The organism is Streptomyces sp. NPDC002138 (assembly GCF_040296485.1).
In the GTDB taxonomy this organism is placed as follows: Bacteria; Actinomycetota; Actinomycetes; order Streptomycetales; family Streptomycetaceae; genus Streptomyces.
The window spans coordinates 58,795-72,654 of the sequence record NZ_JBEOXE010000020.1 but is presented as its reverse complement, the minus strand read 5'-3'; the positions used below and the strand labels follow the sequence as shown (position 1 = coordinate 72,654).

At 72.7% G+C, this 13,860-nt stretch carries 15 protein-coding genes; 8 read left to right on the top strand and 7 right to left on the bottom strand.

Features of this window, described 5'->3' with window-relative positions; genetic code table 11:
- Positions 1–7 precede the first annotated feature (7 nt).
- Positions 8–427, bottom strand: coding sequence for a Fur family transcriptional regulator (locus tag ABT084_RS15710; protein ID WP_351043258.1), 420 nt, complete (start codon positions 425–427; stop codon positions 8–10).
- 130 nt (positions 428–557) lie between these two features.
- On the opposite strand from ABT084_RS15710, the gene ABT084_RS15705 reads away from it, so the two are divergent.
- The gene (locus tag ABT084_RS15705) at positions 558–2,027 is read left to right on the top strand and encodes a catalase (RefSeq protein ID WP_351043256.1); all 1,470 of its coding nucleotides are present in this window, start codon (positions 558–560) and stop codon (positions 2,025–2,027) included.
- A gap of 82 nt (positions 2,028–2,109) precedes the next feature.
- Here the strand turns inward: ABT084_RS15705 and ABT084_RS15700 are convergent, their stop codons facing one another.
- Together ABT084_RS15700 and hisN are read right to left on the bottom strand one after the other, a co-directional pair.
- Positions 2,110–2,526, bottom strand: coding sequence for a CBS domain-containing protein (locus ABT084_RS15700; protein WP_351043253.1), 417 nt, complete (start codon positions 2,524–2,526; stop codon positions 2,110–2,112).
- A 119-nt stretch (positions 2,527–2,645) separates the two neighbouring features.
- Positions 2,646–3,449, bottom strand: coding sequence for a histidinol-phosphatase (gene hisN / locus ABT084_RS15695; protein WP_351043250.1), 804 nt, complete (start codon positions 3,447–3,449; stop codon positions 2,646–2,648).
- A gap of 143 nt (positions 3,450–3,592) precedes the next feature.
- Here hisN and ABT084_RS15690 point away from each other — a divergent pair, with 143 nt between their 5' ends.
- Complete coding sequence (locus ABT084_RS15690; RefSeq protein ID WP_351043247.1) at positions 3,593–4,138, top strand: TetR/AcrR family transcriptional regulator; 546 nt, start codon at positions 3,593–3,595, stop codon at positions 4,136–4,138.
- Here ABT084_RS15690 and ABT084_RS15685 read toward each other — a convergent pair.
- From ABT084_RS15685 to ABT084_RS15670, 4 genes are all read right to left on the bottom strand, one after another.
- A complete protein-coding gene (locus ABT084_RS15685) occupies positions 4,104–4,427 on the bottom strand; it encodes a DMT family transporter (protein ID WP_351043244.1) in 324 nt (107 codons plus the stop codon). The genes ABT084_RS15690 and ABT084_RS15685 overlap by 35 nt on opposite strands.
- 98 nt (positions 4,428–4,525) lie before the next feature.
- Positions 4,526–5,536 carry a ribosome small subunit-dependent GTPase A gene (gene rsgA / locus ABT084_RS15680; protein WP_351043241.1) on the bottom strand — a complete coding sequence of 337 codons (1,011 nt, stop codon included), beginning with the start codon at positions 5,534–5,536 and terminating at the stop codon, positions 4,526–4,528.
- 8 nt (positions 5,537–5,544) lie between these two features.
- Positions 5,545–6,885 carry a 3-phosphoshikimate 1-carboxyvinyltransferase gene (gene aroA, locus ABT084_RS15675; protein WP_351043238.1) on the bottom strand — a complete coding sequence of 447 codons (1,341 nt, stop codon included), beginning with the start codon at positions 6,883–6,885 and terminating at the stop codon, positions 5,545–5,547.
- 104 nt (positions 6,886–6,989) lie between these two features.
- Entirely contained in the window at positions 6,990–7,712 is a 723-nt protein-coding gene (locus tag ABT084_RS15670; RefSeq protein ID WP_502968943.1) for a M50 family metallopeptidase, read from the bottom strand.
- Positions 7,713–7,765: 53 nt separating this feature from the next.
- On the opposite strand from ABT084_RS15670, the gene ABT084_RS15665 reads away from it, so the two are divergent.
- From ABT084_RS15665 to ABT084_RS15640, 6 genes are all read left to right on the top strand, one after another.
- Entirely contained in the window at positions 7,766–8,590 is an 825-nt protein-coding gene (locus tag ABT084_RS15665) for an SOS response-associated peptidase (RefSeq protein ID WP_351043235.1), read from the top strand.
- Between the two features lie 36 nt (positions 8,591–8,626).
- Positions 8,627–9,286 (top strand): alpha/beta hydrolase family protein, encoded by a 660-nt coding sequence (locus tag ABT084_RS15660; protein ID WP_351043232.1) that lies wholly within the window; start codon positions 8,627–8,629, stop codon positions 9,284–9,286.
- A 341-nt stretch (positions 9,287–9,627) separates the two neighbouring features.
- Positions 9,628–10,272, top strand: coding sequence for a sigma-70 family RNA polymerase sigma factor (locus tag ABT084_RS15655; RefSeq protein ID WP_030709911.1), 645 nt, complete (start codon positions 9,628–9,630; stop codon positions 10,270–10,272).
- Positions 10,269–10,634: a mycothiol system anti-sigma-R factor gene (gene rsrA, locus ABT084_RS15650; RefSeq protein WP_351043229.1), complete on the top strand. Its 366-nt coding sequence runs from the start codon at positions 10,269–10,271 to the stop codon at positions 10,632–10,634. The genes ABT084_RS15655 and rsrA overlap by 4 nt, the downstream gene beginning before the upstream one ends.
- A 216-nt stretch (positions 10,635–10,850) precedes the next feature.
- Positions 10,851–12,383: an HD-GYP domain-containing protein gene (locus ABT084_RS15645; RefSeq protein ID WP_351043226.1), complete on the top strand. Its 1,533-nt coding sequence runs from the start codon at positions 10,851–10,853 to the stop codon at positions 12,381–12,383.
- A complete protein-coding gene (locus ABT084_RS15640; protein WP_351043223.1) occupies positions 12,380–13,759 on the top strand; it encodes an HD-GYP domain-containing protein in 1,380 nt (459 codons plus the stop codon). Before ABT084_RS15645 ends, ABT084_RS15640 begins: the two co-directional genes overlap by 4 nt.
- The last annotated feature ends 101 nt before the right edge of the window (positions 13,760–13,860 follow it).

Sequence of the window (13,860 nt, the reverse complement as noted above, 5' to 3'; positions counted from 1 at the left end):
GCAAGCGCTACGCCCCCGCGCAGTTCGGGCACAGGCCCCGGTACGTGACCTCCACCGCCGAGACGGCGAAGCCGAAGCGCTCGCTGTCGGGCAGGTCGGCCAGCGGGTTGCCCGCCGGGAAGACGTCGCGGATCGCGCCGCACTGGGCGCAGACCAGGTGCTGGTGGGGACGGTGCGCGTTGGGGTCGTACCGCTTGGCGCGCCGGTGGTCGGTGGACACCTCCAGGACTTCACCCAGAGTGACGAGTTCGCCCAGCGTGTTGTAGACCGTCGCCCGGGAAATCTCCGGGAGCTTGGCCACGGCACGCAGGTGCACCTCGTCCGCCGTCAGGTGAACGTGGTCACCATCGAGCACCTCGGCCACGACACGGCGCTGGGCCGTCATGCGCCAGCCACGTCCGCGAAGTCTCTCCAGCAGGTCACTCATAGACACCAGCCTAACAGCGAGGTGACTCGGTGTAGATCCCGAATCAGTGTGGACTTGGATGCTTACTTGACTTAGACAAAGTCCATCGTAGGATCGGTGACGGCAAACGCCAAGGACAGGACTTGCAGGAATGACGCAGGAGGCGCACGTGACGCAGGGACCGCTCACCACGGAGGCCGGGGCTCCGGTCGCCGACAACCAGAACAGCGAGACCGCGGGCGTCGGTGGCCCCGTACTGATCCAGGACCAGCTGCTGCTGGAGAAGCTCGCGCACTTCAACCGCGAGCGCATCCCGGAGCGCGTCGTGCACGCCCGCGGCGCGGGTGCGTACGGCACCTTCACGCTCACGCGTGACGTCTCGCAGTGGACCCGCGCGAAGTTCCTGTCCGAGGTCGGCAAGGAGACCGAGACCTTCCTGCGCTTCTCCACGGTCGCGGGCAACCTCGGCAGCGCGGACGCGGTGCGCGACCCCCGCGGCTGGGCGCTGAAGTTCTACACCGAAGAGGGCAACTACGACCTCGTCGGCAACAACACCCCGGTGTTCTTCATCAAGGACGCCATCAAGTTCCCGGACTTCATCCACACCCAGAAGCGCGACCCGTACACGGGCTCGCAGGAGGCCGACAACGTCTGGGACTTCTGGGGCCTGTCGCCCGAGTCGACCCACCAGGTGACCTGGCTGTTCGGTGACCGCGGCATCCCGGCGTCCTACCGCCACATGAACGGCTACGGCTCGCACACGTTCCAGTGGAACAACGAGGCGGGCGAGGTCTTCTGGGTCAAGTACCACTTCAAGACCGACCAGGGCATCAAGAACCTCACCCAGGCCGAGGCGAACCAGCTCGCCGGCGAGGACCCCGACTCGCACCAGCGCGACCTGCGCGAGTCCATCGAGCGCGGCGAGTTCCCGTCCTGGACCGTGCAGGTCCAGATCATGCCCGCGGCCGAGGCGGCGGAGTACCGCTTCAACCCGTTCGACCTCACGAAGGTGTGGCCGCACGAGGACTACCCGCCGATCGAGATCGGCAAGCTGGAGCTCAACCGCAACCCGGAGAACGTCTTCGCCGAGGTCGAGCAGTCCATCTTCAGCCCGGCCCACTTCGTCCCCGGCATTGGTCCGTCCCCGGACAAGATGCTCCAGGGCCGTCTCTTCGGCTACGGCGACGCCCACCGCTACCGCGTCGGCATCAACGCCGACCACCTGCCGGTGAACCGCCCGCACGCCACCGAGGCGCGCACCAACTCCCGCGACGGCTACCTGTACGACGGCCGCCACGCGGGCGCCAAGAACTACGAGCCGAACAGCTTCGGCGGCCCGCACCAGACGGACCGTCCGCTGTGGCAGCCGGTCTCCCTCACCGGCGGCACCGGCAACCACGCGGCCGCCGTGCACCGCGAGGACAACGACTTCGTCCAGGCGGGCAACCTCTACCGCCTGTACTCCGAGGACGAGAAGTCCCGTCTGATCGAGAACCTCTCCGGCTTCATCGCCAAGGTCTCCCGTGACGACATCGTCGAGCGCGCGATCAACAACTTCCGCCAGGCGGACGGCGACTTCGGCAAGCGGCTCGAGGCCGCGGTCCAGGCCCTTCGCGGCTGACCGGATCGCTTGTCGTGAGGCGACGGGCCGGAACTCCCACTGGGGGTTCCGGCCCGTCGGCTTTCCCCGGGCGCGGCCGGGCTCAGCGCAAGGGCGAGGGGGAAGGGGAGGGCAGGATCGTACGGCGCTGCGGCAGCCAGCACCGGATGATGTCGCGCACCGACACGATGCCCACCGGACCGCCGTTCTCCAGCACGATCAGATGCCGGAAGCCGCCGGTGACCATGGCCTCGGCGGCTTCGTTCAGGGTGGCTTCGGGAGTGCAGAACACCACGTCGGTGGTGGCGTGCGCGCTCAGGATCTCGCGGTCGGGGTCGTGCCCCGCGCCGATCGAATTGAGGATGTCACGTTCGGTCAGGATGCCGATTCCGCTGTGCTCCGGGTCGAGGACGACGGCCGCGCCGACGTGCCGGCCGGACATCAGGGTCGCGGCCTGCCGGAGGGTGTGGGTGGGGCCGAGGGTGAGGATCAGGGTGCTCATGGCGTCACGGACAAGCATGAAGACAGCCACCTCCTAGGGGTGAGACCCCCCGCCCGGTCCGCGAACTCGGTTCACAAACCCACAAGCGGAGGAGCCCCAGATTCCCACGGACACGGAGTGTCATCAAGGGGGCGCACTCAGTCGTGCGGGCGCAAGTACCCGAGCAGCTCATCGTGCAGGATGCCGTTCGACGCCGCCGCGTTCCCGCCGTGTACGCCGTCCACCCCGTCCAGGCCGGTGAACCGGCCCCCCGCCTCCTGCACGACGATCGCGTTCGCCGCCATGTCCCACAGCGACAGCTCCGGCTCCGCACAGATGTCCACGGCGCCCTCGGCCACGAGCATGTACGGCCAGAAGTCGCCGTACGCCCGGGTCCGCCACACCTCGCGGGTCAGGTCCAAGAACCCGGGCAGCAGCCCGCGCTCCTCCCAGCCGCCCAGCGAGGCGTAGGCGAAGGAGGCGTCCGCCAGCGAGCCCACCTTGGAGACCCCGATCCGGGTCCCGTCCGCGAGGCCGCGGCCCGTGTAGGCCCCGCCGCCCTCGGCGGCCCACCAGCGGCGGCCCAGCGCGGGCGCGGACACCACGCCGACCACCGGCCGCCAGGTGCCGTCCGCGCCCTCCACCATCAGGGAGATCAGCGTGGCCCACACCGGGACCCCGCGCACGTAGTTCTTCGTCCCGTCGATCGGGTCGACGACCCAGCGCCGGGGGCCCGTGCCCTCGACCCCGTACTCCTCGCCGAGGATGGCGTCCCGGGGCCGCGCGGCCAGGATGCCCGCGCGGATGAGCTCCTCCGCGGCCTTGTCGGCCTCGCTCACGGGAGTCATGTCGGGCTTGGTCTCGACCTCGAGGTCGAGGGCCTGGAAGCGGGCCATCGTGGCCACGTCGGCGGCGTCGGCCAGCTCGTGGGCAAGGCGCAGATCATCGTCATACTCGGGCATGGCCGAACAGTATCGAGATCGGATCGGCCGGACCAACGGTGTCCACGGCCGCTCGCCGCCCGGTCCGGCGGGGCGGCCGACGGCCGCTCTTGACAGGGTCTTCGCACGCGTCAACCCTGACGGACAGACGAGCGGAGGCGAAGATGCCGGCAGCGCGGGAGTCCTTGCTTGAGGCGGCGGGAGCGGCCCTCGCGGCGCGCCCGTGGCCGGTCGTGCGGATGGTCGAGGTGGCCGCCGCGGCCGGGGTGTCCCGGCAGACGCTCTACAACGAGTTCGGCGGCAAGGACGGCCTGGGCCGGGCCCTGGTCCGCCGCGAGACCGACCGGTACCTCGCCGGGGTGGACCGGGTGCTCGGCGTCGAGGACGGCGCGCGCGAGCGGCTGGCGGCGCTGGCGGACTGGACCGTGCTCTCCGCCCGCGCGCGCCCGCTGTTACGGGCCCTGCTCACCGGATGCTGGGACGCCCGGCTCCCGCTGCTCGTGCCCGGGCCGCGGCCGGAGGAGCTGACGCGGGTGGTCCGGGACCGGGCCGCCGCCGCGCTGGCGCCGGGGGAGTGGGGCGCGTACCGCTGCGAGCTGGTCGTCCGCCTCGCGCTGTCCTACGTGGTCGCGCCCGCCGGGGACTCGCCCATGAAGGACCTGCTGGGGCTGGGGCTCAGTGCGTCGAACCGGACAGCTGGAGGCCGATGACGCCGAGGATGACCAGCGAGATCGAGACGAGTTTGAGGGTGGAGACCAGGTCGCCCAGGAAGATCATGCCGTAGATGGCGGTGCCGGCCGCGCCGATGCCCGTCCACACCGCGTAGGCCGGGCCGACGTCGAGCTTCTTCAGGGCCAGGGTGAGCAGACCGAAACTGCCCAGCGCGAAGCACGCGAAGGCGATGGTCGGCCACAGCCGGGTGAACCCGTGGGAGAGCTTGAGGCAGACCGCGAAACCGGTCTCCAGGATTCCCGCGACCACGACGAGCAGCCACGCCATGTCGAATGCCTCCCCGCGCTGGTGCGGCCCGGCTCACGCCGAAGCCACTTGGTGCGATTATGCATTTACCAGACATGGCGCCCGGCAAACCCCGCCGGTCAGTCGCCCTCGCGGCGCTCGCGCGTCTCCAGCAGCCGCCGCAGCGAGTACAGCCGCGCCGGATCCGCGTGACCGTCCTCCACCCACTGGTCCAGCGCGCAGTCCGCCTCGTCGTGACTGCACGCGCGCGGGCAGCCCTCGGTGCCCGGCACCAGCTCCGGGAAGGCCAGGATCACCCGGGACGGATCCACGTGGTGCAGGCCGAAGGAGCGCACGCCCGGGGTGTCGATGACCCAGCCGTCCCCGCCCGGCAGCGGCAGCGCGAGCGCCGAGGTGGTGGTGTGCCGGCCGCGGCCGGTGACCGCGTTGACCACGCCCGTGGCGCGCTGGCGGCCCTCGGCGACCAGCGAGTTCACCAGGGTGGTCTTGCCGACGCCCGAATGCCCGACGAAGGCGGTGATCCGGCCGTTCAGCCGCTCGCGCACGCGCTCGGCCGCGTCGCCGGTCGCCAGCTCCTCGCGGTTGGTGACGACGTAGTTCAGGCCGAAGGTCGAGTAGATCTCCAGGATCTTGTCCGCGGAGGTCAGGTCCGACTTGGTGAGCACCAGCAGCGGTTCCAGCCCCGCGTCGTACGCGGCCACCAGGCAGCGGTCGATCATCCGGGGCCGCGGCTCCGGGTCCGCCAGGGCGGTCACGATGGCCAGCTGGTCGGCGTTGGCGACGACCACGCGCTCGTACGGATCGTCGTCGTCGGCGGTGCGGCGCAGCACCGACTTGCGCTCCTCGATCCGCACGATCCGGGCCAGGGTGTCCTTCTTGCCCGTCAGATCGCCGACGATCCAGACCCGGTCCCCGACCACCGCGGCCTTGCGGCCCAGCTCGCGGGACTTCATCGCGTGGATCGTCCGGCCGTCGACCAGGCAGGTCAGCCGGCCCCGGTCCACGGTCAGGACGAAGCCCTCGGCGGCGTCCTCGTGCTTGGGGCGGATGTTGGTCCGCGGCCGGTTGCCCTTGGGGTTGGGCCGCTGGCGGATGTCGTCCTCGTCGGTGTGCTTGCCGTACCTGCGCATGACGGCCCCTACGCTCCCGCTCCCGACAGCATCTCTGCCCACATCGTCGGGAAGTCCGGCAGCGTCTTCGCGGTCGTGGCCACGTTCTCGATCATCACGCCCGGCACCGCGAGGCCGATCACCGCACCCGCGGTGGCCATCCGGTGGTCGTCGTAGGTGTGGAAGGTCCCGCCGCGCAGCGGGCGCGGGCGGATGCGCAGGCCGTCGGCGGTCTCGGTGACGTCGCCGCCCAGCCCGTTGATCTCCGCGGTCAGGGCCGCCAGGCGGTCCGTCTCGTGCATCCGCAGGTGCTGGACCCCGCGCAGGACCGACTCGGAGTCGGCCAGCGCGGCCACCGCCGCGACACCCGGGGTCAGCTCGCCGACGTCACCGAGGTCCACGTCGATGCCGTGGATCTTGCCCGTGCCGGTGAAGACCAGGCCCGCGTCGGTCAGCTCGCACGAGCCGCCCATCTCGGTGAAGATCGCGCGCAGCGCGTCGCCGGGCTGCGTGGTGCGCCGCGGCCAGTCGGGGATGGTCACCGTGCCGCCGCTGATCAGCGCGGCCGCCATGAAGGGCTGCGCGTTCGACAGGTCCGGCTCGACGACCATGTCGCGGCCCAGCAGCGCGCCGGGCGTCACCCGCCACACGTCCTTCTCGCCGCCCGACTCGGGGGTGTCCACCTGCGCACCGGCGGCGCGGAGCATCTCCACCGTCATGCGGATGTGCGGCATCGACGGCAGGTTGCCGCCCACGTGCCGGACCTCGACGCCCTGGTTGAACCGCGGGGCGGAGAGCAGCAGCGCGGAGACGAACTGCGAGGAGTTGCTGGCGTCGATCTCGACCGAGCCGCCCTCCAGGGCGCCGCCGCCGTGGACGGTCAGCGGCAGCGCGCCGCGCCCGTCGTCCTCGATCCGGGCGCCCAGGGCGCGCAGCGCGTTGATGACCTCGCCGAGCGGGCGCTCGTAGGACCGCGGGTCGCCGTCGAACCGGATGTCGCCCGCGGCGAGGGTGGCCACGGGCGGCAGGAAGCGCATGACCGTGCCCGCGTTGCCGACGTCCACCGTGGCCGGGCCGTGCAGGGTGGCCGGGATGATCCGCCACGCCTCGCCGGTCTCGCCCCCGCCGGCGGAGCTGGAGGAGACCGTCTCCTCGATGCCCACGCCCATCGCCCGCAGCGAGTCCGCCATCAGCTGGGAGTCCCGCGACCGCAGCGGCCGGCGCACCCAGCCGGGCTCGGCGGACAGCGCGGCCAGCACCAGGGCCCGGTTGGTGACCGATTTGGACCCGGGGACGGTGACGGTGGCCCGGACGGGCCCGTCGGCGAGCGGGGCGGGCCAGAGGGCGGACGGCGCGGGGGTGTCGGTCATGGCCCTCACTTTAGTTGGTCGGGCGCGCCCCAGATCTTGATCAGGGGGCGGGTCTCACCGGACGGGCACCGGCGGCCGCGGCGCGCGCGGCCGCGCGCCCCGGCTCACAGCCCCAGCAGCCAGCGTCCGCCGCCGATCAGCGAGCACAGCGCGACGGCGTGGAAGAGGAGGAGCCACATCACCGGGTGCACGTGCGTGAGCCGGCCGAGCTGGTCCGCGTCGGAGTCCGGCGCCCCGCCACCGCGCCGCTTGTGCTGCAGCTCGAAGACCGGACGTACGCCGCCCAGCAGCAGGAACCACACCACTCCGTACGCGAACGCCGCCTGCACCTCCGCCGGAGCCAGCCAGGACACCAGCAGGAACGCCCCGCCGCAGAGGAAGACCGTCAGCACCCCGTACGCGTTGCGGATCATCACCAGCATCGCCAGCAGCAGCGCGGTGGCCACCCACAACAGCAGGGTGATCCGGTGCGCGGCCAGCAGCCAGGCCCCGCCGAGGCCCAGCAGGGACGGCGCGGTGTACCCGGCGGCGGCCGTCAGGATCATGCCGATCCCGCTGGGCCTGCCCCGGCTGACCGTCAGCCCGCTCGTGTCCGAATGCAGCCGGATCCCGTCGAGCCGGCGCCCGGTGAGCACGGCGATCAGTCCGTGCCCGCCCTCGTGCGCGATGGTCACGGCGTTGCGGGAGAGGAGCCAGAGCGGGCGGGGCGCCACCGCGGCCAGCGCGACGACGGCCGTGGTGATCACCAGCCAGGTCGCGGGCGCCGCCTGTATACCGGTGAGCCGGTCCCACAGGCTGCCCGCCGAGATGCTGTACGTATTTTCCACGGAGGTGCCGGCTCCTTGCGGTGGTGATCGGGTGTCATGGCAGTCTGGCAGCCATGTGCGGAAGGTTTGCAGCGAGTCGTGGGCCGGAGGACCTGGCGGCCGTGTTCGGCGTGGAGCGGTGGGAGCCCGCGGAGGCCCTGGCTCCGGACTGGAACGTCGCGCCGACGAAGGAGGTCCTCGTCGTCCTCGACCGTCCACTGAAAGACGCGCCCGAGCGGCGTCCGGTTCGCCAGCTGCGCGTCCTGAAGTGGGGGCTGGTCCCGTCCTGGGCCAAGAGCCCCGAGGGCGCCGCCCGGATGATCAACGCCCGGTCCGAGACCCTGCACGAGAAGCCCTCCTTCCGCCGCCCCTTCGCGCAGCGCCGCTGCATCGTCCCGGCCGACGGCTACTACGAGTGGGTCACCGCCCACGACGAGCGGCAGCTGGAGGTCGAGGGCAAGAAGAAGCGGGCGCGCAAGCAGCCGTACTTCGTGCTCCCTGCCGACGGCTCGGTCTTCGCGATGGCCGGGATATACGAGTTCTGGCGCGACCGGACCCTGCCCGACGACCACCCGCTCGCCTGGTGGGCCACCTGCTCGGTGATCACCGCCGAGGCCGAGACCGGCCCGCTCGGCGTGGCGCCCGGCGCCACCGGGGAGGGGCCGCGCTCGCTCTCCGACATCCACCCCCGGATGCCGCTCATGCTCACCCCGGACCGCTGGGACGCCTGGCTCGACCCGGCGCGCACCGACGAGGCCGAGCTGCGCGCCCTGCTGGAGCCGCCGCCGGGCGGCCTGATGCGGGCCTATCCCGTCTCCACCGCGGTCAGCAGCGTCCGCAACAACGGCCCCGAGCTGCTGACGGAGCTGGAAGCGCCCGAGGAAGCCACGCTCTTCTAGCCGGGCGGCGACCCACGCGTCCCGCAGGATGGGGGCATGACCATGCCTGCGCAGCACGTCCAGAGCGTCGAGACCCCGGCGGGCGCGGCCCGGATCACCTGGCACCCCGCCGCGCGTCCGCGGCTGGTGCTGGCCGTCGGCCACGGCGCGGGCGGCGGCATCGAGGCCCGGGACCTGGCCGCGCTGGCGGCCGCCCTGCCCCCGCGGGGCATCACCGTCGCCCGGGTGGAGCAGCCGTGGCGGGTGGCCGGGAAGAAGGTGGCGGCCGCGCCGAAGGTGCTGGACACGGGCTGGCGGGCGCTGTGGCCCGCGCTGGCGGGGCCCGGGCTGCCGGTGGTCGCGGGCGGGCGCAGCGCGGGGGCCCGGGTGGCCTGCCGGACCGCCGCCGGGCTGGGGGCGGCCGGGGTGCTGGCGCTGGCGTTCCCGCTGCACCCGCCGGGCCGGCCCGAGAAGACCCGGCTGGCGGAGCTGGTGGAGGCCGGGATTCCGACGCTGGTGGTACAAGGCGGCCGGGACCCCTTCGGAGGCCCCGCGGAATTCCCGCCGCCGGGCGCGGGGGACACGTACCGGCTGGTGGAGGTGGCGTACGGCGATCACGGTTTCGCGGTGCCGAAGCGGGCGCCGGTATCCCAGGAGGAAACCCTCGCGGTGATCACCGGTGCGGTGGCCGAATGGCTCCTGGAATTGCCGCTGTGAGATCCGGCCGCGGAAGCGACCTGACACATTCCCGGGCCGTGTGACGCACCTCCCTTTCCCGCCGTCGCGGCGCCCCGGGAAAACTGCCCGGGCGCCGGGGAATGCCGTGCCCCGGCCCCACTGTTGTGCCGGATGTCGGAACGAACGGGATCTCGCCGCAGGAGAGGGAACGCATGACCCAGGTCATCAGTCAGAACCGCCCGCATGCCACCAGCGGCCTGGAGTGGACGGTGCTGCCCGGGTCCAGGCACGGCGCCCTTCGGGCGGCGGATGGCCGGGAAGGTCGACTATTCTCCGATTCGAGCGGGTCCGCTTTCGGAGCCGCCACGCAGTCGGAGGAGGTGGGTCCTGTCGCTGGGACCGACGAAGGCCACGCGGAGGAGACGACCCCGGAGCGCAACGCGCGCTTCGAGCGGGACGCCCTCGGCTACCTCGACCAGATGTACTCGGCCGCGCTGCGCATGACGCGCAATCCGGCCGACGCCGAGGACCTGGTCCAGGAGACGTATGCCAAGGCGTACGCGTCCTTCCACCAGTTCCGCGAGGGCACCAACCTCAAGGCGTGGCTCTACCGCATTCTGACGAACACCTTCATCAACTCCTACCGCAAGAAGCAGCGCGAGCCCCAGCGCAGTGCGGCGGAGGAGATCGAGGACTGGCAGCTGGCGCGCGCCGAGTCGCACATGTCGACCGGCTTGCGTTCCGCCGAGTCGCAGGCGCTCGACCACCTGCCCGACTCGGACGTGAAGGAAGCGCTCCAGGCCATTCCGGAAGAGTTCCGCATCGCGGTCTATCTCGCCGACGTAGAGGGCTTTGCGTACAAGGAGATCGCGGACATCATGGGTACACCCATCGGTACGGTCATGTCGCGACTGCACCGTGGACGACGTCAACTCCGCGGAATGCTGGAGGACTACGCCCGTGAGCGCGGGCTGGTTCCCGCGGGCGCGGGGGAGTCGAACGACCGGAAAGGCTCGGGCTCATGAGCTGCGGAGATCCGCACGAGACGGACTGCTCTGAGGTCCTGGACCACTTGTACGAGTTCCTGGACCGCGAGATGCCGGACAGCGACTGCACGAAGTTCGAGACGCACTTCGGCGAATGCAATCCCTGCCTGGAGAAGTACGGCCTGGAACAGGCCGTGAAGAAGCTGGTCAAGCGCTGCTGCGGCTCGGACGACGTCCCGCAGGACCTGCGCTCGAAGGTGATGGGCCGGATCGAGCTGATCCGCTCGGGCCAGGCCGTACCCGATCACGACGTGACCGCGGGTCCGGCGGGTCCCGCCGCTCCGGCGAGCCCGGCCGGTCCCGCCAGTCCCGCCAGCCCGGCCGGCCCCGCCACGGGCTGAACGCCCGCTCAACGGGCCGCCGGTCGAACGGGCGCTTGAACCGCCGCCCCTGGAAAGAGTCCTCGTTCACCCGAAGGTGCTAATCCAGGGGCGCCCGGACAGCTCAACGCGAGAATGTGGCCCGCCGCGCGCGGGCCTCCACTTATCCTCCCCTTCCGGTACCGGTCCGATCCGGTACCCGGCTCGAAGGCACCGGGCACCCGGGAGGAGAGCGCCATGCGGGTACTTCCGCCGGGGGCGCGCGCCTACATCCTCTGTGCCGTCCTCGGCGCCCTGGCGTGTGTCCTGCCCGCGCCGCTCGGCTCCGCCGCTCCCTGGCCGGCCGTCGCCCTCCTCGGCGGCCTCTACCTCGGCTGTGAGCTGGTGAAGCTCTGCCCGCCGCTCCGCGCGCGGGTGCCCGAGGGCATCGGGTCCTTCTTCCCCGTCGTCCTCGCCGCCGTCTTCCTCCTGCCGCCCTCCGCCGCCGCCCTGGTCGCCGCACCCGGCGCGCTCGCCGGGACGGTGGTCCAACGGCCCGCCGGGGTGCGCCGGGTGTGGCACGCGGCGCAGCAGGCGATCGCCGCGTGGGCCGCCGGACAGGCGTACGCGCTGCTGGGCGGCCCCGCCGCACTCGGCGGGTCCGCCGCACTCGGCGGCCCGCACCCCGGGGCCGCGGGTCCCGGCTGGGTGGCCGACTTCCCGTACGTGATGCTTCCGGCGGCCGCCGCGGCCCTCGTGTTCTGCCTGGTGCTCACCGCCCTCGACGGGGGAGTCCTGGCCACCGCCGAGGGCCTGCCCGCGGCGGCCGCCTGGCGCGGACCGCTCACCCGCTCCCTGGCCCCGCACTGCGTGCACGGTCTGGCGGGCCTGATGATGGCCGTGATGTGGCGCAGCCCGTACGGCCTGCCCGCGGCGCTGCTCGTGCTGCTGCCGATGTACATCTCCTGCTGGGTCTTCGCCCAGTACCACCGCGAACGCGCCGCCCACCAGGCCACCATCCGCGCCCTCGTCCAGGCCGTGGACCTCAAGGACCGCTACACGCGGGGCCACAGCGAGCGGGTCGGCCAGGCCTCCGCGATGATCGCCCGCGAGCTGGGCATGGCCGAGGACCGCCTGGAGGTGGTCCGGATCGCCGGGATCCTGCACGACGTCGGCAAACTCGGCGTGCCCACCCGGCTGTTGCGCAAGGACGGCCCACTGACCCCGCAGGAGCGCCGGACCATCGAGCTCCACCCCGAGTACGGGCACGAGATGGTCCGCGGCATCGGCTTCCTGGGGGAGGCCCGGGCCGCGATCCTGCACCACCACGAGCGGGTGGACGGCAAGGGCTACCCCTACGGCCTGACCGGCGAGCAGATCCCGGTGCTGGCCCGGGTGGTGGCCGTGGCCGACGCCTTCGACGCGATGACCTCGACCCGCTCCTACAGCCGGGCCCGGCCGGTGCCGACCGCGCTCGGCGAGCTGGAGCGGTGCGCGGGGGCCCAGTTCGACCCGGACATGGTCCACGCCCTGGTGCGCGCCATCGGCCGGCACGGCTGGCGTCCCGTGGTCACCTCGGACGACGACCTCCAGGTGATCCCGCAGTCCGCTCCGACGCCCGTGGCCGTACGCGCCCCCGCACCCGGGCCCGGCCCCGCGCCGCACCCGCCGCCCGGCCGGCCCGGTCCGTCCGGCGGCCTGTCGGGGATGCCCGCCCAGGGCGGCGACTCCCGCGCGCACACGGACGCGGGCGGGGCCGCCGCCGGGCCCTCGTCCGGGGGGACCGGGTGAGGGCCTGGGGCGCCCGGACGGTCCGCGCGGCGGCGGCCGTCCTGACCCTGGTGGCCCTCGGACACACCCTGTGGCACGGGGTGACCGAGCCCGGGACCGCCCTCTGCTTCGGGATCCTCATCACCATCGGCGAACTCGCCCGCCGCGACTCCGGCGACTCCCGTGACGCCCGTGACGCCCGCGACCCGGCCGGGCACCCCCGGGCAGCGCAGGTCCGGGCCGGGGACCGCCAGCCCGCGCCCCTGGGCTCCGCCGGGGCCCTCGCCTACGCCCTGCTCGGGCAGAACGCCGGGCAGCCCACCCACCACGGCGTGCTCCAGACCGTCGCGGTCGTCGTCGCGGCCGCCCTGGCCGGGATCGCCGCGCACGTGGCCCGCGGCCACGGGCCCGCCCTCGACCACGTGGCCCGCCGGGTCCTCACCGTGGGCTTCGCCGCCGCCTGCTTCCAGCCGCTCTACAACTCCGGCCGGCTGGAGGAGCGGGTCGGCCAGGGCCCGTACCTGGTGCTCTTCCTCGTCCTCCTGCTCGGCCTGACCGCCCTGTGCGACGCGGTGCTCGCCGCCGCGCTGGCCGGGCTGCGGACCGGGTGGCCCTACGGTCCGCTGCTCCGCGACGAACTGCGCGCCCTGCTCGGCATCGGCTCGGCGATCTGCGCCACCGGCGTGGTGATGGCCCTGGGCGTGGCGGTCGCCGGGCTCTGGGCGCTGCCCGTCCTGAGCGTGCCCCTGCTGCTCACCCAGATGTCCTTCCGCCGGATCAACGCGATCCGCACCACCTACCGGCAGACGATCACCTCGCTGGCCCGGGCCACCGAGATCGCCGGGTACACCCGCCCCGGGCACGCCCGCCGGGTCGCCGCCCTGAGCTGCGCCGTCGGCCGCGAGCTGGGCCTGTCGGAGCGGGAGCTGACCGTGCTGGAGTACGCCGCCCTGATGCACGACATCGGGCAGCTCTCGCTGATCGACCCGGTCCCGGCCGGCGCCACCGCCGCGATGCCCGCCGCCGAGGCCCGCCGGATCGCCGTGCTGGGCGGCGAGGTGGCCCGCCAGACCGGGGTGCCCCCCGAGGTCGCGGTGGTCGTCGAGCGCCAGGCCGATCCCTACCGTGACCAGCCGGTCCTGGCCCGCATCGTGCGGACCGCCAACGCCTACGACGACCTGGTGGGCGGGGACCGTCACCCGGGCGGCTCACTGGCCGCCCTGGAGCAGCTGCGCCTGGGCACGGGTCACGACCACCATCCCGACGTCGTCGAGTGCCTCGCGTACGTTTTGCGGCGGAACAGTTCGAGGCGGGATGGTGCGCGCCTGGAGCGGCCGAAACGGGATGGGCGGGGGCGCGGCGGACGTGCCAGAGTTGTTCCTGGCCGACCTGGGTAACCCATGGGTAATGAGCGGTCGTATCCGTGGGCATGGTTGGATGCGAAGTGAGAGTGTCCGCAAGGCTGCACTGTTGCATCGTTGGACCGGCAGGCGGGAAT

Coding starts and splice junctions, on each gene's coding strand:
- ABT084_RS15710 (WP_351043258.1), bottom strand. CDS start 427: ATGAGTGACCTGCTGGAGAGACTTCGCGGACGTGGCTGGCGCATGACG.
- ABT084_RS15705 (WP_351043256.1), top strand. CDS start 558: ATGACGCAGGAGGCGCACGTGACGCAGGGACCGCTCACCACGGAGGCC.
- ABT084_RS15700 (WP_351043253.1), bottom strand. CDS start 2,526: ATGCTTGTCCGTGACGCCATGAGCACCCTGATCCTCACCCTCGGCCCC.
- hisN (WP_351043250.1), bottom strand. CDS start 3,449: ATGCCCGAGTATGACGATGATCTGCGCCTTGCCCACGAGCTGGCCGAC.
- ABT084_RS15690 (WP_351043247.1), top strand. CDS start 3,593: ATGCCGGCAGCGCGGGAGTCCTTGCTTGAGGCGGCGGGAGCGGCCCTC.
- ABT084_RS15685 (WP_351043244.1), bottom strand. CDS start 4,427: ATGGCGTGGCTGCTCGTCGTGGTCGCGGGAATCCTGGAGACCGGTTTC.
- rsgA (WP_351043241.1), bottom strand. CDS start 5,536: ATGCGCAGGTACGGCAAGCACACCGACGAGGACGACATCCGCCAGCGG.
- aroA (WP_351043238.1), bottom strand. CDS start 6,885: ATGACCGACACCCCCGCGCCGTCCGCCCTCTGGCCCGCCCCGCTCGCC.
- ABT084_RS15665 (WP_351043235.1), top strand. CDS start 7,766: ATGTGCGGAAGGTTTGCAGCGAGTCGTGGGCCGGAGGACCTGGCGGCC.
- ABT084_RS15660 (WP_351043232.1), top strand. CDS start 8,627: ATGACCATGCCTGCGCAGCACGTCCAGAGCGTCGAGACCCCGGCGGGC.
- rsrA (WP_351043229.1), top strand. CDS start 10,269: ATGAGCTGCGGAGATCCGCACGAGACGGACTGCTCTGAGGTCCTGGAC.
- ABT084_RS15645 (WP_351043226.1), top strand. CDS start 10,851: ATGCGGGTACTTCCGCCGGGGGCGCGCGCCTACATCCTCTGTGCCGTC.